This window comes from Amycolatopsis sp. w19, from assembly GCF_051373225.1.
Taxonomy (GTDB): domain Bacteria; phylum Actinomycetota; class Actinomycetes; order Mycobacteriales; family Pseudonocardiaceae; genus Amycolatopsis; species Amycolatopsis japonica.
The window spans coordinates 31448-50865 of record NZ_JBPQFM010000032.1; the positions used below are offsets into that span (position 1 = coordinate 31448).

15 protein-coding genes are annotated in these 19418 nt (G+C 69.7%); 6 read left to right on the forward strand and 9 right to left on the reverse strand.

Annotated features, from left to right (window positions below; genetic code table 11):
* The first annotated feature begins 53 nt into the window (after positions 1-53).
* Entirely contained in the window at positions 54-869 is an 816-nt protein-coding gene (locus tag ACSMFO_RS36945; protein ID WP_436462162.1) for an oxidoreductase, read from the forward strand.
* Here the strand turns inward: ACSMFO_RS36945 and ACSMFO_RS36950 are convergent.
* From ACSMFO_RS36950 to ACSMFO_RS36970, 5 genes are all read right to left on the reverse strand, one after another.
* The gene (locus ACSMFO_RS36950; protein ID WP_436462163.1) at positions 866-2308 is read right to left on the reverse strand and encodes a purine-cytosine permease family protein; all 1443 of its coding nucleotides are present in this window, start codon (positions 2306-2308) and stop codon (positions 866-868) included. The genes ACSMFO_RS36945 and ACSMFO_RS36950 overlap by 4 nt on opposite strands.
* A gap of 80 nt (positions 2309-2388) precedes the next feature.
* Complete coding sequence (locus ACSMFO_RS36955) at positions 2389-3795, reverse strand: aminobutyraldehyde dehydrogenase (RefSeq protein WP_436462164.1); 1407 nt, start codon at positions 3793-3795, stop codon at positions 2389-2391.
* Positions 3792-5441, reverse strand: a complete 1650-nt coding sequence (locus tag ACSMFO_RS36960; RefSeq protein WP_436462165.1) for a thiamine pyrophosphate-binding protein — start codon at positions 5439-5441, stop codon at positions 3792-3794. Before ACSMFO_RS36960 ends, ACSMFO_RS36955 begins: the two co-directional genes overlap by 4 nt.
* Positions 5438-6391, reverse strand: a complete 954-nt coding sequence (speB, locus tag ACSMFO_RS36965) for an agmatinase (RefSeq protein ID WP_063274496.1) — start codon at positions 6389-6391, stop codon at positions 5438-5440. Before speB ends, ACSMFO_RS36960 begins: the two co-directional genes overlap by 4 nt.
* A 19-nt stretch (positions 6392-6410) precedes the next feature.
* Positions 6411-7859, reverse strand: a complete 1449-nt coding sequence (locus tag ACSMFO_RS36970; protein WP_436462166.1) for a sodium:solute symporter — start codon at positions 7857-7859, stop codon at positions 6411-6413.
* Positions 7860-7970: 111 nt separating this feature from the next.
* On the opposite strand from ACSMFO_RS36970, the gene ACSMFO_RS36975 reads away from it, so the two are divergent.
* The 4 genes from ACSMFO_RS36975 to ACSMFO_RS36990 all read left to right on the forward strand — a co-directional run bounded on the left by ACSMFO_RS36975 (position 7971) and on the right by ACSMFO_RS36990 (position 12189).
* On the forward strand, positions 7971-9455 hold the full coding sequence (locus ACSMFO_RS36975) for a PucR family transcriptional regulator (protein ID WP_436462167.1): 1485 nt from the start codon (positions 7971-7973) through the stop codon (positions 9453-9455).
* A gap of 81 nt (positions 9456-9536) precedes the next feature.
* On the forward strand, positions 9537-10214 hold the full coding sequence (locus ACSMFO_RS36980) for a response regulator transcription factor (protein ID WP_007033550.1): 678 nt from the start codon (positions 9537-9539) through the stop codon (positions 10212-10214).
* Positions 10211-11338 carry a sensor histidine kinase gene (locus tag ACSMFO_RS36985; RefSeq protein ID WP_436462168.1) on the forward strand — a complete coding sequence of 376 codons (1128 nt, stop codon included), beginning with the start codon at positions 10211-10213 and terminating at the stop codon, positions 11336-11338. Before ACSMFO_RS36980 ends, ACSMFO_RS36985 begins: the two co-directional genes overlap by 4 nt.
* 26 nt (positions 11339-11364) lie before the next feature.
* Positions 11365-12189: an aldo/keto reductase gene (locus ACSMFO_RS36990; RefSeq protein WP_436462169.1), complete on the forward strand. Its 825-nt coding sequence runs from the start codon at positions 11365-11367 to the stop codon at positions 12187-12189.
* A gap of 16 nt (positions 12190-12205) precedes the next feature.
* Here the strand turns inward: ACSMFO_RS36990 and ACSMFO_RS36995 are convergent, their stop codons facing one another.
* The 3 genes from ACSMFO_RS36995 to ACSMFO_RS37005 form a co-directional block, all read right to left on the reverse strand.
* Positions 12206-13807 carry a histidinol-phosphatase gene (locus ACSMFO_RS36995; RefSeq protein ID WP_436462170.1) on the reverse strand — a complete coding sequence of 534 codons (1602 nt, stop codon included), beginning with the start codon at positions 13805-13807 and terminating at the stop codon, positions 12206-12208.
* 223 nt (positions 13808-14030) lie between these two features.
* Positions 14031-16142, reverse strand: coding sequence for a 3-hydroxyacyl-CoA dehydrogenase NAD-binding domain-containing protein (locus ACSMFO_RS37000; RefSeq protein WP_436462171.1), 2112 nt, complete (start codon positions 16140-16142; stop codon positions 14031-14033).
* A 2-nt stretch (positions 16143-16144) separates the two neighbouring features.
* Positions 16145-17386 (reverse strand): thiolase family protein, encoded by a 1242-nt coding sequence (locus tag ACSMFO_RS37005; RefSeq protein WP_073846907.1) that lies wholly within the window; start codon positions 17384-17386, stop codon positions 16145-16147.
* A gap of 185 nt (positions 17387-17571) precedes the next feature.
* Between ACSMFO_RS37005 and bla the strand changes: the two genes are divergently transcribed.
* Complete coding sequence (gene bla, locus ACSMFO_RS37010; RefSeq protein ID WP_436462172.1) at positions 17572-18483, forward strand: class A beta-lactamase; 912 nt, start codon at positions 17572-17574, stop codon at positions 18481-18483.
* A 13-nt stretch (positions 18484-18496) separates the two neighbouring features.
* Here bla and ACSMFO_RS37015 read toward each other — a convergent pair whose 3' ends face one another.
* Positions 18497-19084: a D-alanyl-D-alanine carboxypeptidase family protein gene (locus ACSMFO_RS37015; protein ID WP_436462173.1), complete on the reverse strand. Its 588-nt coding sequence runs from the start codon at positions 19082-19084 to the stop codon at positions 18497-18499.
* Between the last annotated feature and the right edge of the window lie 334 nt (positions 19085-19418).

Below are 19418 nucleotides of genomic sequence, written 5' to 3' on the forward strand. Positions count from 1 at the left end.
CCGGCCGCGTGGCAACCTGAATTGGCAACCAACTGGTTAGTTAGGAGACGGACATGAAGGTCGCACTGGTCACGGGAGCCTCCGCGGGAATCGGCGAAGCCACGGCGCTGGCGTTGAAGGACGCGGGCTACACGGTCTACGGCGCCGCGAGGCGCGTCGAGCGGATGGCGGGTCTCGCCGAGCGCGGGGTCAAGGTCCTCGCGATGGACGTCACCGACGACACGTCGATGGTCGCGGGTATCGAGCGGATCATCGAGGAGTCCGGCCGCATCGACGTCCTGGTCAACAACGCGGGCTACGGCTCATACGGCGCCTTCGAGGACGTGCCGCTCTCGGAGGGGAAGTACCAGTTCGAGGTCAACCTGTTCGGGCTCGCGCGGCTCGTCCAGCTGACCACGCCGCATATGCGTGCCCAGGGCTCCGGCAAGATCGTGAACATCTCCTCGATCGGCGGCAAGATCTACGAACCGCTCGGCGGCTGGTACCACTCGACGAAGTTCGCGGTCGAAGGACTCAGCGACTCACTGCGGCTGGAGCTCAAGCCGTTCGGCATCGACGTCGTGGTGGTCGAACCCGGCGCCATCAAGACCGAATGGGGCGGCATCGCCATCGAGAACCTGATGAAGACCTCGGGTGACACCGCGTACGCGCCGCAAGCAAAGGCGCTGGCGAAGTTCTTCGACCAGGCCGCGCGCGGTTCCCATCCCAAGGTGATCGCCGACGTCATCGTGAAGGCCGTCCGGGCCCGGCGCCCGAAGACCCGCTACGCCGCCGGTTTCGGGGCGAAGCCGATCCTGTTCGTGCGCCGGGTGCTCCCGGACCGCGCCTTCGACGCGTTGTTCCTCGGGGCGCTGCGCCGCTTCGCCTAGACCGCGACGGCCGGTTCCGCGACCGGTTCCGCGTACGAGTAGACCTCCCGCGGCTCGGGGAAGAGCTTCACCAGCACGGGATACGCGATCGCCGCCGTGCACAGCGTCACCACCATGCTGATGTCGACGCCGCCCGCGATGTCCTTGAACGGCCCGGCGATCATCGGGGTGTTGGCCGTCAGCAGGCCCAGCGTCGTCGCCGGGATCCACGCGGCCATCGCGCGCCAGTTCACCCCGCGGGTGAACCAGTAGCGCCCGCCCTTGCGGCCCTGGTTGAACACCTGGAGGTCGTCCGGGTCGTAGAACCCGCGCCGCAGCACGAAACCGATCATCATGATCACCATCCACGGAGACGTGCACAGCACGATCAGCGTGGCGAAGGCGTTGATGCTGGACACCATGTCCAGCACGAAATTGCCGACGAAGATGAACACGACACTGAGCGAGCCGATCAGCAGCGTCGCCTGCACCCGGCTCAGCTTCACGAAGATCGAGCTGAAGTCCAGCCCGGTCCCGTAGAGCGACGTCGTACCGGTGGACAGCCCGCCGATCAGCGCGACGACGATCAGCGGGATCGCGTACCAGAGCGGGGAGATCGCGGTCAGGCCGGTGATGTAGTCGGCCGGATCCGCGACCAGGGTCGCGGTGGCGATGCCGAACCCGAACGGCAGCAACGTCGCGACCTGCGCCAGGAACGGCGCGGCCAGCAGGGAACGGCGGCTGTGCCGCGCCGGGATGTAGCGCGTCCAGTCGCCGAGGAAGGCGCCGAACGAGATCGGGTTCGCCATCGTGGTGAGCGCGGCCAGGATCCACGTCGGCCAGAAGTCGCCGAGCGCGTAGGTGCCCGTGCCGGCGAACCCGGGGTCGAACGTGCCGCCGTAGGCCACGATGCCGAGCAGCATGATCGCCGTGCCCAGCACCACGGCGACCCGGTTCACCAGCAGCATGAACCGGTAGCCGTAGATGCACACCACCAGCGTGGCGATCGCGATGACGCCGTACGCGACGCCGCGGAGCACTTCGCCGCCGTCGAAGCCGAAAAGCCGTTGTGCCGCACCGGCGACGGCGTCGCCGCTCACCCAGACCGAGATGGCGAAGAAGGTGATCGCCGTAAGCAGGGAGAGGAAGGAGCCGACACAGCGGCCGACGACGCCGAAATGCGCCCCGGAGGAGACCGCGTTGTTGGTCCGGGTGAGCGGGCCGAACAACGACATCGGCGACAGCACCAGCGCGCCGACGACCACGCCCGCGATGGTGGCCGCCACCGCCGCCCAGAAGCTCAGCCCGAAGGCGATCGGGAGGGTTCCGAGGATGATGGTGGCGAAGGTGTTGGCGCCGCCGAACGCCATCCGGAACAGGTCGCGCGGACGCGAGGTCTGTTCCTCCGGCGGGATCGGCGCGATGCCGTGCTGCTCGACTTCGGTGACCTTGTCACCCATGGGGACCTCCAGCTATGCGTTTAGTCCTCTGAATGCGGTCCTTGCACACGCAAGTACCGCATTCAGAGGACTAAACGCGATCAGGCGAAGCGGGTCATGACGTGCTTCACGCGGGTGTACTCGGCGAAGGAGTAGGACGAGAGATCCTTCCCGTGGCCCGAGTGCCCGAAGCCGCCATGGGGCATTTCCGAGACCAGCGGCCCGTGGGTGTTGACCCAGACGCAGCCGAAGTCGAGTTCGCCCGAAACGCGGGTCGCGCGTGACAGGTCGTTGGTCCAGATCGACGACGCCAGCCCATAGGGGACGCCGTTGGCCAGGCGTACCGCCTCTTCCTCGTCCACAAAGGACTGAACGGTGATCACCGGGCCGAAGATCTCCTCCTGCACGATCTCGTCGTCCTGCTTCAGACCCGAGATCACGGTGGGGGAGAAGAAGAAACCACGGTCGCCGGCGGGGGTGCCACCGGTCTCCACGCGGGCGTGCGAGGGCAGCCGCTCGACGAGCCCGCGGACCCGCCCGAACTGCGCCTCGCTGTTGAGCGGGCCGAAGTCCTCGCCCGGGGTCTGCGCGGCGGCGGCCTTGGTCAGCTCCGCGACGAACTCGTCGTGGATCGCCGCGTCCACCAGCACCCGGCTGCCCGCCGTGCAGTCCTGCCCGGCGTTGTAGAACGCCGCGCCGACGATGCCCTCGGCCGCTTCGGCGAGGTTCACGTCGCCGAAGACCAGCAGCGGCGCGTTGCCGCCGAGTTCGAGGTGCGTGCGCTTGAGATCGGCCGCCGCGACGGTGGCGACGTCGATCCCGGCGCGGGTCGACCCGGTGATCGACACCAGCTCGGTGATCGGGTGCTTCACCAGCGCGCGGCCGGTGTCGCGGTCGCCGCACAGCACGTTGAACGCGCCCTGCGGCAGGAACTCCGCCGCGACCTTGGCCAGCAGGACGGCCGTCGACGGCGTGGTCTCCGCGGGTTTCAGCACGACGGTGTTGCCCGCCGCCAAGGCCGGGGCGATCTTCCAGACACCCATCATCAGCGGGTAGTTCCACGGCGCGATCTGCGCGCAGACGCCGACCGGCTCCCGGCGGATCGCCGACGTGTGCCCGGGCAGGTACTCCCCGGACGCGGTGCCTTCGAGCTGCCGCGCCGCACCGGCGAAGAACCGCAGCGCGCTGACGCACTCCGGGATCTCCTCGTCCAGCACGACGGCGCGGATCTTGCCGGTCTCCCGGATTTCGAGCTCGGCGAACTCCTCCGCGCGGGATTCCAGCGCGTCGGCGATCTTCAGCAGCGCGAGCTGACGCTGGGCGGGCGTGCTCTTGCGCCACACCTTGAACGCCCGTTCGGCGGCGGCCAGTGCGGCGTCCACATCGGACTGCTCCGACAGCACGCTGGTGCCGAAGACCTCACCGGTGGCGGGATTCACCAGGTCGAGCGTCCGCGAGCCCGACGCCGGTACCTCGGCGCCGTCGACGAAATTGAGGACCTGAGTCATTTCTTCTCCAGGTGGGTCGGCTCGAACATCTTGAGCAGGGCGGGCAGGACGACCACGGACGGGCCCGGTGTGGCCAGCGCGTCGGCGAGGTCCTGCCCGACGGTGTCCAAAGAGGACACGGTCGCGCCGACGCCGAAAGACTTCGCCAGCGCGGCGAAATCGGGGCGGGCGAGTTCGGTGGCGGTGGACTGCCCGAACGCGCCGGTCAGGTACTCGCGCAGGATGCCGTAACCGCCGTCGTCGACGATGAGCCAGGTGACGTCCAGCCCGTGCTGGACCGCCGTGGCCAGTTCCGCGATGCCGTACATCGCGCCGCCGTCGCCGGACACCGCGAGCGCCGGGCCGCCGGTCGCCGCGGCACCGCCGAGCGCACCGGGCAGGCCGTAGCCGAGCCCGCCCGCGCCCTGCGCGGTGTGGATCGGCGCGCCCTCGGGATTCCACGCCGACCAGGCCCAGTAGGCCGCGATCGTCATGTCCCAGAACGTCTGGGTGCCTTCGGGGATCGCCGCGCGGATGTCGTCGATCAGCTTGCGCTCGGCTTCGAGGGGCTGGCCGTCGAGGCGTTCACGCACCTTCGTCAGCAGATCCGCCACCGCCTTTTCGGCGGCGCCGTCTGCTTGCCGGAACGGAACCTGCTCCAGAAGTCCTTGCAGGGCAAGGCGGACGTCGGCGTGGATACCCAGCGCCGGGTAGTTCGACTCCAGCTTCCCGAGATCGGCCTCGACCTGGATCACCCGGCCGCGCGGGGCGAACTCGCGGTAGTTGCTGGACAGCTCGCCCAGCCCGGAACCCAGCACCAGCAGCACATCCGCGGCCGACAGGAACTCGGTGCTGTGCCAGTCCTCCAGCCACGACTGCCCGGACAGCTCGTGGTCCCAGCCGAAGACGCCCTTGCCGCCGAACGTCGACAGCACCGGCGCGCGCAAAGCCTCCGCGAGCGCCTTCAGCTCCGCGTGCGCGCCCGAGCGCAGCGCGCCACCACCGGCGAGGATCACCGGATTCTCTGCCGCGCCAAGGAGTTTGGCCGCTTCGGTGACGAGCTCCGGCAGCGGTGCGAGCGGAGCGGGCCGCGCGGTCACGGACGTGATCCGCGGCAGATCCGTCGGCGCCAGCAGGATGTCCTGCGGGATCTCGACCCACACCGGACCGTAGGGCGCGGTCGCCGCCGATTCCCACGCCTCGCGCAACGCCGTCGGGATCTGGCCGACGGTGCGCACCACGTGCACCGACTTCACGACATCGCGGAAACTGGCCTGCTGATCGGGCAGCTCGTGCAGGTAGCCGTGCCGTCCGCCGCCGAGCCCGGCGACCGGGACCTGGCTGGAGATCCCGAGCACCGGGACCGACGCCGCCCGCGATTCCTGCAGCGAAGCCAAAGTCAGCAGCGCGCCGGGGCCGGTCGACACGATCATCGGTGTCACCGGGACCGGGCCTTCGGGATCCGCCGCGAGCCGGGCGCGGGCGTGCCCGTCGGCCGCGAATGCCAGATTGTTCTCGACTCGCGAGCTGATGACGCGCAGGTCGTCCGTGCGCCGCAGCGCTTCGAACAGGCCGAGCGCGTGCTGGCCCGGCAGGCCGAACACGGTGTCCGCGCCGAGCGCGTGGAGGGTTTCGACGACGATGTCGCCGCCGATGCGTTGTGTCATGCGCTCTTCCCCAAACTGAGCAGGCTCACCAGGTCGTAGGCGACGTGGGAAGCCGCGATGGCGGTGATCTCGGCATGATCGTAAGCTGGGGCCAGCTCCACCACATCGGCTCCGACGAGGTTGCAGTCGCGCAGCCCGCGCAGGATCTCCAGCAGTTCGCGGCTGGTCATGCCGCCCGCCTCGGGGGTTCCGGTGCCGGGCGCGTGCGCCGGGTCGAGCACGTCGATGTCGACCGAGATGTAGAGCGGGCGGCCGCCGATGCGCTGGCGCAGCGCGTCGACGGTCTCGGCGACCCCGCGGCGCATGACGTCGCCGGAGGTGACGATGCCGAATCCGAGGCGGCGGTCCTCTTCCAGATCCCGCTTGCCGTACAGCGGGCCGCGCGTGCCGACGTGGGACAGCGCTTCGGTGTCGAGGATGCCTTCCTCGGACGCCCGCCGGAACGGGGTGCCGTGGGTGTACGGCTCGCCGAAGTAGGTGTCCCAGGTGTCGAGGTGCGCGTCGAAGTGCAGCAGCGCCACCGGTCCGTGCTTCTTCGCCGCCGCACGCAGCAGCGGCAGCGCGATCGTGTGGTCGCCGCCGACGGTCACCAGCCGCGTCCCGTCCGCGGTCAGCGCCTCGGCCTCGCTCTGCAGCGTTTCGATCGCCTCGCCGATGTTGAACGGGTTGAGCGCGATGTCGCCGGCGTCGGCCACCTGCGTTTCGGCGAACGGCGAAACGTCGAGTTCCGGGTGGTACGGGCGAAGGAGCCGGCTGGCCTCACGGAGCGCGGAGGGGCCGAAGCGCGCGCCGGGGCGGTAGGACACCCCGGCGTCGAACGGCACCCCGACGACGGCGACGTCGGCGCGCTCGACCTGATCGAGCCGCGGAAGCCTCGCGAAGGTCGCGAAACCGGCGAACCGGGGCACCCTCGAAGAGTCGACGGGTCCGATCGGGTTCTGCTCAGGCACTGTGTCTCCTTCTGGTGTTTCAGGACTGCGAAGCGGCGAGTTTCGCCTCTTCTTCGGCGACCGCGCTGCCGTTCAGACGGCGGGTCCACACGGTGAGGATTTCGTCGGAGGTACGCGGGGTCAGGAAGCTGACCAGCAGGTACACCGCGAGGCTGGAGCCGAGGCCCCAGTAGATCGGGCTGTTGGCCTCGACGCCGTCGACGACCATGAACGTGATGACCACGACGGTGCCGACCACCATCGACGCGAGCGCGCCCTGGCGGGTACCGCGTTTCCAGGCCAGGCCGCCGATGATCGCGACCAGCAGACCGCCGACGAGGATGTCGTAGGCGATGGTCAGCGCGTTGACGACGTCGTCCACGATCATCGCGATGCCGATCGCGACGATGCCGAGTACCAGCGTCGTGACCCGGTTCCTTGTCACCTCGTCGACGGCCTTTTTGAGGCCCAGCTTGGAAAGCAGGTCCGAGGTGCTGACCGTGGAGCAGGCGATGAGCGCGCCGCTCGCGGTCGACATCATCGCCGAGAGCGCCGCCGCGAGCACCAGCCCGCGGATCCCGGCGGGAAGCTGCTGCTCGACGATGGTCGCGAACGCGTCCTGCGCGCTGGCGAGGTTCGGGTACAGCGTCTTGGCCGCGGTGCCGATCAGCGCGCCGGCGAGACCGTAGACGAGGCAGTAGACACCGGAGATGACGCCGCCGCCGGTCGCGATACCCGGCGTCCGCGCGGTGAACACGCGCTGCCAGATGTCCTGGCCGATCAGCAGGCCGAAGCTGTAGATGAGGAAGTACGTGAAGATCGTGTCGCCGCCGATGGCGGTCAGCTCGAAGTAGCTCTCGTCCAGCCGCGCGGCCATGCCGTCGAAACCGCCCGCCGAGACGATCGAGACCGGCAGCAGGATCAGCAGGATGCCGATGGTCTTGATGACGAACTGGACGATGTCGGTCAGCGTGATCGACCACATGCCGCCGAGCACCGAGTAGAGCACCACGATCGAGCCGCCGATGGCGATACCCGCCCAGCTCGGCACGTTGAAGAGGACCTTGAAGATGGTGGCGAACGCCAGCGTCGAGGTGACGGTCAGCATCAGCGTGTAGCCCCACATGACCACGCCGGAGATGGTGCTGGTGGAGCCGCCGTAACGCAGGTCGAGCATCTCGCCGACGGTGTAGACGCGCAATTTCACCAGCCGCCGCGCGAACAGCGTGTGCAGGACCAGGATGCCGACGCCGATCGCGATCACGAGCCAGGCGCCGGAGATGCCGTAGGTGTAGCCGAGTTTCACCCCGCCGACGGTCGAAGCGCCGCCGAGGACGACCGCGGACATCGTGCCCGAGTACATGAACCAGCCGAGGCGGCGGCCCGCGACGAGGTAGTCGGATTTGGTCTTGGCGAGCCGCAGCCCGAACCAGCCGACCCCGATCATGCCCGCTATGTAGAGCGCGATCACCGCGTAGTCACCGGCCACGGTGTCCTCCTTGACTTGGGGCTGTTCGCTTCGTTCGGGTCACCGTAGGTTCGTTCGCGGCTTGAACGACATGGGATGATCCATCCGAAGTCATCGGAGATCGAGGATGAAATGACCCAAAGCCGCGATCCGTTCGACTCGGATGTGAATGTCCCGTTACGCGCCGTGGTCGGCAACCCGGAACTGGCACTCGACCCGGTCGTGGAGACCCTGCGGCCGGGCGCGCTCGACGCCCCGGTGCGCTGGGCCCACGTCAGCGAGCTGCTGGATCCCGTGCCGTACCTGCTCGGGGCGGAGCTGCTGCTCACCGCCGGGGTGAACCTGCCGGTGGAACCGGCCGAGATCGACCGCTACGTCCGGCGGCTGGCCGGCAGCGGCATCTCCGCGCTCGGGTTCGGGCTCACGCCCGGCGCCTACGAGACGCTGCCCCCGCCCCTGCTGACGGCGTGCGCCCGGCACGGTCTCCCGCTGCTGGTCGTGCGGCCGCGGACGCCGTTCCTCGCGATCAGCCGGGCGGTGTCGGTCGCGCTCGCCGAGGCGGGGCAGCGGGAACAGCGCCGGATCGCGGTCGCGCGCGAGGCGCTGACCAGGGCGGCGGGCGACGGGCTCGGGGAACTGGCGAGCGCGCTGGCCGGACGGCTGGGGGCGTGGGTGGCGCTGGTCGGCGTCGGCGACGTCCTGGCCGCGGACCACGGGGCTCCGTCGCCGCTGCCCGGCGAGGTCAGGGAACTGGTCGCCACGCTGAGGGCGGGCCGGGGGATCCGCAGCGCGACCACGGAACTGGCCGATGGCACGCATGTCGTCGCGCAGCCGGTGTACCCGCAGGCGACGGCGTCGCATCTGGTCGTGGTCGGCCGGGTCGAGCGGTTCGACGGCGCGGACCGCTCGATCCTGTCGGTCGGGGCGGCGCTGCTCGGGCTGGCGGGCCGCGCGGGTTCGGACGCGGCCGGGCTGGGCGCCACCGCCACCGGGCTGCTGCTGGGGGAGACCGGGGTGATCGGCGGGGACGAACGCCGTCTGGTCGCCGGGATCGCGTACCGCAAAGGGCCGAACGAGGTCGCCGTCCGCTACGACTGGCTGCGCGCCCGGCTCGACACCCCGCTCGTCCGGCTGCGGCCGGGGCCGCGTTTCGACGCGATCGTCCGCGAGGCGCCGGAGGCCGGTGATCTCGACCGGCTCCGCGCCGACGGCTGGCTCGCGGTCGTGGGTTCGCCCGTCCCACCCGGGCGGCTGCCCGAAGCGGCGGGTGAGATCGAGCTGCTGCTGACGCGGGCCACCGCGCTGGGACGGCCGGTGGTCGCGGAAGGCGCGTCAGGGCTGGACGCGCTGATCGATCCGGGCGCCGCGGCCGGGTTCGCCGCCCAGGTGCTGGCGCCGTTGCGCGAACTCGACCGGAAGGGTGACCGCGAACTGGTCGCCACGCTGCGGACGTGGCTCGCGCATCACGGCGGCTGGGACCGTACGGCCGCCGAACTCGGCGTGCACCGCAACAGCGTCCGGCACCGGATCGGGCAGATCGAACGGGCGCTGGGGGTGGATCTGGCGGATCCGGAGACCCGGATGCGGCTGTGGTACGCCCTGCGCTGGTCCTCGTGAGTGGCAAGGACGGTTCTAACCGTCCTCACCACTCACGAGTCCAATCAGGTCACTCTCAGGTAAATGTGGCAACGTAGGGTCGTGCGAATTCTGGTAGTCGAAGACGAAGAACCCCTCGCCGACGCGATCGCACGCGGCCTGCGGCGCGAGGGCATGGCGGTGGACATCGCGCTCACCGGTGACGACGGGCACGAGAAGGCCGCCGTCACCCGGTACGACGTCGTGCTGCTCGACCGCGACCTGCCCGGCATGTCCGGTGACGACCTGTGCCGCGAGATCGTCGCGTCCGGCGAGCTGACCCGGGTCCTGATGCTCACCGCGAGCAGTTCCGTTTCGGACCGCGTCGACGGGCTTTCCCTCGGCGCCGACGATTATCTCGCCAAACCGTTCGCCTTCCCCGAACTCGTCGCACGCGTGCGGGCGCTGGGCCGCCGCGCGACCCCGGCCGCGCCGCCGCTGCTGACTTCGGGCGACGTCGAACTGGACCCGGCGAGGCGGACCGTCCGCCGCGCGAGCGGTCCGGTCGAGCTGACCCGCAAGGAGTTCGGCGTGCTGGAGGTGCTGCTGTCGGCCGCCGGTTCGGTGGTCAGCAGCGAAGAACTGCTCGAACGCGTGTGGGACGAGAACGCCGACCCGTTCACCACCACCGTCCGGGTCACCGTGATGACCCTGCGGAAGAAGCTCGGCGAGCCGGGCATCATCGAAACCGTCGTCGGCTCCGGCTACCGGGTGCCGGAGCAGGGGACCGCACGCGGGTGAACCTGTCCGGTGCCCGCAGCCTGCGCGGGCGGGTCACACTGCTCGCGACCGGGCTGGTGGCACTGGTCAGCGTCCTGCTGCTCTGGCTGACCTGGAATCTGGTCGGCGACGCGGTTTCCGCCGTGCCGCAGCTTCCGCCCGGCACCACGGTGCGCGTCGACGGCGTCGAGGTCGACGCGTCCGCCGTCACCGAGCATCTGCGGGTCTACGCCAGGAACCGGGTGCTGCTGTTCGGCGCGGTCGCGTTCTGTTTCGTCGTGCTGGCGGCGGGGATCCTCGCGTGGACGTTCACCGCGCGGGTCCTGCGGCCGCTGCGCGAGATCAGCGGTACCGCGCGCCGTCTCTCGATCGAGTCGATGGGGGAGCGGATCGGTGAGGTCCGCACGAAGGACGAACTCGCGGAACTGGCCGAGACGTTCGACGACATGCTCGACCGGTTGCAGGCCGCGTTCGACGCGCAACGGCATTTCGTCGCGAACGCCAGCCACGAACTGCGGACGCCGCTCGCCGTCATCCGCACCGAACTCGACGTCACCTTGGCCGACGAGCAAGCGGACGAAGCCGAATTACGCCGGATGGCGGGTGTCGTCCGTGACGCGACGGAGCGGGCCGAGCGGCTGGTCGGTTCGCTGCTGCTGCTCGCCCGTACGGACGGCGCGGGACTGGTGGCCAGGGAACCGGTCGATCTCGCGGTGATCGTCGCGAGCGCTTGGCGCGCGGTGCGCACCGAAGCCGAAAAGCGCGGCATCCGCACCGAATTCGCGACCCAGGGCGCGGCGACGTTCGGCGATCCCGCGCTGCTGGAACGGATCGCGGGCAACCTGCTGGAGAACGCCGTGCGGCACAACGTCGACGGTGGCTGGCTGGACGTCGTCACGCAGGCCGGTCCACAGTGGTCGGTGCTGCGGGTGCGGTCTTCGGGCGGGCTGCTCGATCCGGCCGCGGTCCCCGAACTGTTCGAGCCGTTCCGCCGCGCCGGCGTCGCCAGGACGGCCCGGACCGGTGCCGGGCTGGGGCTCTCGATCGTGCGGGCCGCGGTGCAGGCGCACGGCGGCACGGTGTCCGCGGAACCCGTTGTGGGCGGCGGCCTTTCGGTGACCGTCCACCTGCCCGCTCTGCCCTGACCCCCGGCGGGGGTTACGGTTCGAGCATGGTTCCCAGTATTCGGCTGAACAACGGAACGTCCCTCCCGCAACTCGGGTTCGGGGTGTACAAGATCGGCGACGACGAGGTCACCGGCGCGATCCGCACCGCCATCGAGGCGGGGTACCGCGCCATCGACACGGCGACCCTGTACGCCAACGAGCGTGGCGTCGGCGAGGCCGTCCGCACCAGCGGGCTGCCGCGTGAGGAACTGTTCGTCACCACGAAACTGTGGAACACCGAACACGGCTACGACTCGGCGTTGCGCGCCTTCGACAAGAGCCTGAGCGAACTGGGGCTCGAGTACGTCGACCTGTATCTGATCCACTGGCCGCTGCCCGCGCAGGACAAGTACGTGGAAACGTGGCGGGCGCTGGAAAAGATCGCCTCCGACGGCCGGGCGAAGGCGATCGGCGTCTCGAACTTCCAGATCCCGCATCTGGAACGGCTGATCGAGGAGACCGGGACCGTTCCGGCGGTGAACCAGATCGAATGCCATCCGTGGCTCCAGCAGCCGTTGCTGCGGGACTTCCACGTGAAGCACGAGATCGTCACCGAGGCGTGGGGTCCGCTGGCGCGCGGCGGGGACCTGCTCGCCGACGAGAAGATCACCACGATCGCGGAGAAACACGGCAAGACGCCGGCCCAGGTCGTGCTGCGCTGGCATGTCGAGATGGACCATCTGGTGATCCCGAAATCCGTCACGCCGGAACGGATCAAGGCGAACATCGACGTCTTCGACTTCGCGCTCGACGCGCACGACACCGCCGCGATCGCGACGCTGGAGCAGGGGAAGCGGCTGGGACCGGATCCGGACGAACTGGGCGCCTAGACCCGGCCCCGGTCGCCTACCGCACGTCCACGAAGATCGGGTTCCCGTACAGCCACAGGTCTTCGAACGGATTCGACTGCCCGACCACGTCGGCGCTCGGCTCGATCCCGCCGGGCACGTGCTTCTTGCCGTCCGTTCCGCGTGTCCGCACGAAGAACGGCTCACGCACGTCGCGGAACGTGTGCCGGAAGGTGACCCGCCGCCCGGGCGCCCACCGCGGCTCGAACGACCGCACAACCCGGGTCCCCGGGGCGGTCTGCGTGTCGCGGTCGGCGGCCGGGCCGGTCACCGGTCCCGAAACGAGGTCGAGCCGTGCGAGCCGCGGGATCGCGCCGCCGCCGTTCGGCCGGGCCGCGAGTTTCGCCGAGACGACCACCGTGACGTCGGATCCGCGCCGGACCCGCAGCCTGCCGCCCATCGTCGCCGAGCTCCAGCCGCTGTACGCGCCGAACTCGAGTTCCTGCGCCAGCCCGCCGTGTACCACCCAGACGCGGCCCGCGCGCAGACCTTCCAACACACCTTCGTGGCTTCGGCGGGTCACGCCGACCATCGTCCGGCTGAATTCGGCGGGAGCGAAGTCCGCGTATGGAGGCAGGGTCTGCGGGACGCCGGTGTCGATCGGGTCCGGGTAGCCGCCGTGCTCGTCGTAGTAGCCGTCGGGGACGCTGGGCCGCACGTGGGTGTCGCCGCGGTTGTAGTGCGAGTCGGAGTTGCTGGTGATCCACCACGGCTTTCCCTCGGCCAGCAACGAATCCCAGAGCCCGCCGACGGTCGCGGTGCTCCAGTCGAAGCCGCCGTAGGTGCGGTAGGCCGACTCCGGGAAGCCCGGCCACGAGTTCGAGCCGGGGGAGTTGCCGTATCCGCCACGCGCGCCTCCGCCGCTCCCGAGCGGTTTCGGGAAGCCGTCGGCCTGCGCTCCCGGCGCGCCTTCCATACCGATGACGATGCCGGGCGCGGCGTCGCGCAGCGCGCGGATCTCGTGCGGGGCGATCCGGCCGTTGCGCAGTGGATGGTTGATCACCACCACCGGCGCGTGGATCCGGCGTGCCCGCTCTTCGGCCGCGAGCCAGCGGATCGCCTTGACGGCCAGCGCCTCGTTGTCCGGCGTGCCCGGTTCGGTCCCGGTCAGCCGCCAGTCGAAGGTGCGCTCGAACTCGCGCAGTTTCGCGGCCTGGGCCGCGCCGGCCTGGAAGAACAGCGTCGCGTGCTCGGCGCCCGGCACGTTCCACTCCATGCCCTGCCACAGCAGGAGATCGGGATGTTCGCGCTGCGCCGCCCGGATCGCGGCGTTCGTGCGCTCCACCGACGACTTCTCGTGCGCGGCGTGGCCGTGATCGGTGATCACCGCCCAGTCCGCCCCGTGGCGGCGCGCGTCGGTGGCGATTCCGTCCACTGTGTACATCGCGTCGTAGGAGTACTGCGTGTGGATGTGGTGATCGCCCGCCAGCCACCGATAGCGGTCCCGGCCGAAGAGCAGGCCGAGATCGAGGTCCAGATCCAGATCGAGGGCTTCCGCCGGTGCGGACGCGGCGAGTGGTGCGCCGGCGGCCGCCGCGGACACGAGGCCCGCGCGCTTGAGGAATCCGCGGCGGTCGACGCCGGGTTTTTCGCTGTTCACCGGCCGGACGCTAAAGAGCCTCGTTGAACGGACGATGTCCGGACGGCCAACGCACGGCGTTCTGTGATGCCCGTCTCCCCGGGGGATGGCCGGGGAGACGAACGTTCCCGTACGAACCTCAGGCTTTCACGAAAACGTAGCCGCTCGCCATCAAATCCACGAAAAACGTGAAAGGCCACCGCCTGCGATCAAGGGATCGCCGACGGTGGCCTTTCGTCGAGGCTCAGGAGAGCGGCACGCTCGCCACACCCGGCGCCAGGAACGGCTTGCCGTTGACCTTCTCGGAGACGCCCGCCCGGTCGAGGTACGGCGTGATGCCGCCCAGCCAGAACGGCCAGCCCGCGCCGAGGATCAGGCACAGGTCGATGTCCTGCGCCTCCGCGACCACGCCCTCGTCGAGCATGATCCGGATCTCCTCGGCGATCGCGGCCAGCGCGCGGTCACGCACCTGCTCGGACGTCGACGGCGAGTCGCCGCGCTGCCAGAGCTCGTCCACCTCGGGGTCGACGGTGGCATTGCCCTTGTCATCCCACTGCCAGACGCCCTTCTTGCCCGCCTTGACGAAGCGGTCGAGGTTCTCGCTGACGGTGAACCGGTCCGGGAACGCCCCATGCAGGGTCTCCCCGACGTGCAGGGCGATCGCCGGGCCGACCAGCTGCATCAGCGTCAGCGGCGTCATCGGCAGGCCCAGCGGCTCGAGCGCCTTGTCGGCGACGTCGAACGGCGTGCCCTCGTCGACGGTCACCAGCACCTCGCCGAGGAACCGCAGCAGCAGCCGGTTGACCACGAACGCGGACGCGTCCTTGACCAGCACGCTCGACTTCTTGAGCTGCTTGCCGAGCGCGAACGCCGTCGCCAGCGCGGCGTCGTCGGTCTTCTCCGCGCGGACGATCTCCAGCAGCGGCATCACCGCGACCGGGTTGAAGAAGTGGAACCCGACCACGCGCTCGGGATGCTTCAGCTGCGACGCCATCGCGGTGATCGACAGCGACGAAGTGTTCGTCGCCAAGATCGCCTCGGGCGAGACGTACTGCTCCAGGTCGGCGAAGACCTTCTGCTTGACGCCCAGCTCCTCGAACACCGCCTCGATCACGAAGTCGGCGTCGGCGAACGCGGACTTGTCGAGCGAGCCGGTGACGAGCGCCTTCAGCCGGTTCGCGCCGTCCGGCGAGACCCGCTTCTTGGCCAGGAGCTTGTCGATCTCACCGTGCACATAGGACACACCCTTGTCGACGCGTTCCTGGTCGACGTCGGTGAGCACCACCGGCACCTTGAGGCGGCGGACGAACAGCAGTGCCATCTGGCTGGCCATCAGGCCCGCGCCGACGATGCCGACCTTGTTCACCTTGCGCGCCAGCGACTTGTCCGGCGCGCCGGCCGGCCGCTTGGCCCGCTTGTTGACCAGGTTGAACGAGTACAGCCCGGCGCGCAGGGTGTCGTCCATGAGCAGTTCGGCGAGCCCGTCGGTCTCGGCCGCGTAGCCGCGGTCCAGATCGTTCTCGCGGGCCAGCTCCAGCAGTTCGACGGCCTTGGTCGCGCCGGGGGAGGCGCCCTTCGTGCGACCGTCCACAATGGCCTTGGCGCGGGCGATCGCGGCGTCCCAGCCCGCGCCGCGGTCGATCTCGCGGCGGGCGGGGGTGATCTCGCCGTTGACGACCTTCGCCAGCCACAGCAGGGACTGCTCGAGGTAGTCGGCCGAGCCGAAGACCTCGTCGACGATGCCGAGCTCCGCCGCCTGCGCGACCTTCAGCATCTTGTTCTGGGCCAGCGCGTTCTCGATGATCACGGTCACGGCGGCGTCCGGCCCGATCAGGTTCGGCAGCAGCTGCGTGCCGCCCCAGCCCGGGAACAGGCCGAGGAAGACCTCGGGGAACGCGATCGCGGCGGTGTTCTCCGAAAGCGTGCGGTAGTGGCAGGAGAGCGCGAGTTCGAGCCCGCCGCCCATCACCGCGCCGTTGATGAACCCGAAGGTCGGGATCTCGGTTTCGGTGAGGCGACGGAACACGTCGTGCCCGGTCTGCGCGATCTCCCGCGCCAGCGCCGGATCCGCGACCGCTTCGACGCCGGAAAGGTCGGCACCGACGGCGAAGATGAACGGCTTGCCGGTGACCGCGATCGCGGCGGGTTCCGCGGCGAAGGCGGCGTCGATCGCGGCGTTGAGGCTCACCAGGCCCTGCGGGCCGAAGGTGTTCGGCCGGGTGTGGTCGTGGCCGTTGTCGAGGGTGATCAGCGCGACGGGCTTGTCGAGCCCGGGCACCTTCACCAGCCGGGTGACCGCGTTGGTGACGACCTCGTCGGGGAAGGCGGCTTTCGCCTGCTCAGCGGTGAAAGTCATGGTTACTTCGCCCCCTTGGAGTCGCTGTAGGCCGGGTTCTCCCAGATGACGGTCCCGCCCATGCCGATGCCGATGCACATGGTGGTCAGGCCGTAGCGCACGTCGGGACGCTCGGCGAACTGACGCGAAAGCTGCGTCATCAGCCGGACCCCGGAGGACGCGAGCGGGTGACCGCAGGCGATCGCGCCACCCCACTGGTTGACGCGGGGGTCGTCGTCGGCGATGCCGAAGTGGTCGAGGAACGCGAGCACCTGGACCGCGAACGCCTCGTTGATCTCGAACAGGCCGATGTCGTCGATCGACAGGCCGGTGCGCGCGAACAGCTTCTCGGTGGCGGGCACCGGGCCGATGCCCATGACCTCCGGCTCGACACCGGCGAAGGAGTAGCCCACCAGGCGCATGCCGATCGGCAGGCCGAGTTCGCGGGCGGTGTCCTCGTCGGCGAGCAGCGCCGCGGTGGCGCCGTCGTTGAGCCCGGCCGCGTTGCCCGCGGTGATCCGGCCGTGCGGGCGGAACGGCGTCTTCAGTCCGGCGAGCTGCTCGACGGTGGTGCCGGGGCGCGGCGGCTCGTCCTCGGTCGCGAGACCCCAGCCGAGTTCCTTGGACCGGGTGGCGACCGGGACCAGCTCGGGGCCGATCTTGCCGGTCTTCACGGCCTCGGCGTACTTCTCCTGGCTGCGCGCGGCGAAGGCGTCGGTGCGCTGCTTGGTGATCGCCGGGAACCGGTCGTGCAGGTTCTCCGCGGTCTGGCCCATCACGAGCGCCGTCGGGTCGACGAGCTTGTCGGCGATGATGCGCGGGTTCGGGTCCACGCCCTCGCCCATCGGGTGGCGGCCCATGTGCTCGACGCCGCCGGCGATGGCGATGTCGTAGGCACCGAAGCCGATCCCGCTCGCGGTGGTGGTGACGGCGGTCATCGCGCCCGCGCACATGCGGTCCAGCGCGAAACCCGGTACCGACTTCGGCAGGCCCGCCAGCAGCGCGGCGGTGCGGCCGATGGTCAGGCCCTGGTCGCCGATCTGGGTGGTGGCGGCGATCGCCACCTCGTCGACGCGCTCGGGCGGCAGCTCGGGGTGCCGCCGCAGCAGTTCACGGATGGCGTTGACGACGAGATCGTCGGCACGGGTGCCGGCGTACATACCCTTTTCGCCTGCCTTGCCGAAGGGCGTCCGCACCCCTTCGACGAAGGCGACATTGCGTACCGACCGCGCGTTCGGCGCGAGCGGTGTTGCTCCTGCGGCCACGAATGCTCCTGAAGTAGAGGTTGTCCTGACCGCACCCTAGCCCCGGTTACCCGTCGGTAACCAGGATGGTGGCCCGGTCGAGTGGGGGAAGGCACACTCCCGGGGTCACCCGCCTCGGCCGCTTGGCCGATCCGGGAGCGGTGGGGAAATTGCTATGTTCGAAGTGATCAGGGGGAGGGATCACGATGAACTCGCCGGGGCCGGCCGTCACCCGTCGTGTGCTGCTGGGGATGGCGGTCCTCGCGTCACTGGCCGCCTGCACGCGGGTGAACCCGCCCACGCCGTCGCCTCCGCCACCCCCGCCGCCCACCACCCGTCAGTTCCACGACCGGTTGATGGAGCTGGAGAACAAGTTCGACGCCAGGCTCGGCGTGTACGCGCTCGACACCGGAGGCGGCGGCGCCGTCGAGCACCGCGCCGACGAGCGGTTCGCCTTCTGCTCGACGTTCAAGGGTGTCGCGGCGGCCGCGGTCCTGCAGCGCAACCCGTTGTCGCATCTGGAAACCCGGGTCAGTTACTCGCGGGACGACCTGATGAAACACGCCCCGGTCACCGAGCGGCATGTGGCCACGGGCATGACGATCCGCCAGCTGTGCGACGCCGCCGTCCGGTTCAGCGACGGCACCGCGGGCAATCTGCTGCTGCGGGATCTCGGCGGCCCCGCCGCGCTGACGGCGTTCACGCGCGGTCTCGGCGACACGGTCACGCGGATGGACCGGGTCGAACCGGCCATCACCGAGGCCACCCCGGGCGACCTTCGCGACACCACCACGCCGCGGGCGTTCGCGGCCGACTACCGGGAGATCGTGCTGGGGGACACGCTGTCGGCCGAGAAACGCGACTTCCTGCGCGATCTGCTCCAGCGCACCGTCACCGGCGCCGGACGGATCCGCGCGGGCCTCCCGCCCGGCTGGACCATCGCCGGCAAGACCGGAACGGGCGAGTACGGCACGCTGAACGACATCGCCGTCCTGTGGCTGCCGGGCAAGGCACCGATCGTCCTGGCGATCATGTCGAGCAAGTCGGCGAAGGACGCTCCCTACGACGAAGCGCTACTCGCCGAGGCCGCGAAGTATGTCGTCGAAAAGCTGGCGTAGGCCGAGTTCCGGGTCAGTTGCCGGTGGCGCTGGGGAGGGGGGCGGGGCAGCCGGCGGTCTTGTAGGCCGGGTCGTACTCGAAGTGCCACTTCTCGTTGTCGTAGCGGCGGCACCAGCCGAGCGGGCCGCCGTGCTTGTCCACCCAGGAGGCCGAGTTAAGCGGCTGGATGTCGACGGCGATTCCCTTGACGTGCATGGATGTCTCGGGCTGCAGTGCCCACTTCTTGGCCTGCTCCACGGAGCCGAACCGCTCGACGGCCTTGTCGAATTCGCGCTGTTGCTGGCCCCGGCTGCGTTTTCCGTCGTTCACGCAGAGGGTGATGTTCTGGGCTTTGGCCTTGGCGCGCATGGCGTTCCAGGCTTCGATCACGTCCGGGCGCATGCCGAAGGTGTCTTCGTCGACGTAACGCTTGTCGACGGCGCAAGTCGGCCCGCTCTCGGGACCGGGGACCTCTTCCAGGACCGCGAGCGCCTGTCCGTTCACCGGTTTGACGGCCAGACCGGTGGCGCCGAGCGTCACCATCGCGGCCACGACGAGGCCCAGCGCCGCGAACACGCTGATCACGGTCCTGCGGCTGGAGGTGGATGTGGTCGGCACCACTCCGAAACTACCCAGCCCTCGGCGGGCCGCCACGGTTTGTGAGCTTCTTCCCAGAACGTCCGGTGAAGCCAACCAAATCGGAAACGCCTGGTCCGGGTGGTCGTGAGTGGTGGATACCTACCGGCGGTCTCGCGTGACGGGCTGGACGACACACGTGATCCGACGGACGACACACGTGTCTGAACGGACGACACGCGGCGGAGGCTTCACCACGGGGTGTCGTCCATCTGATCACGTGTGTCGTCCGTCGGATCACACGTGCCGTCCGTTCAATCACGACAGACCGCCGTTCGGTACAGGTGGTCGTGAGTGGCGATTCGGGTTAGAACCCGAA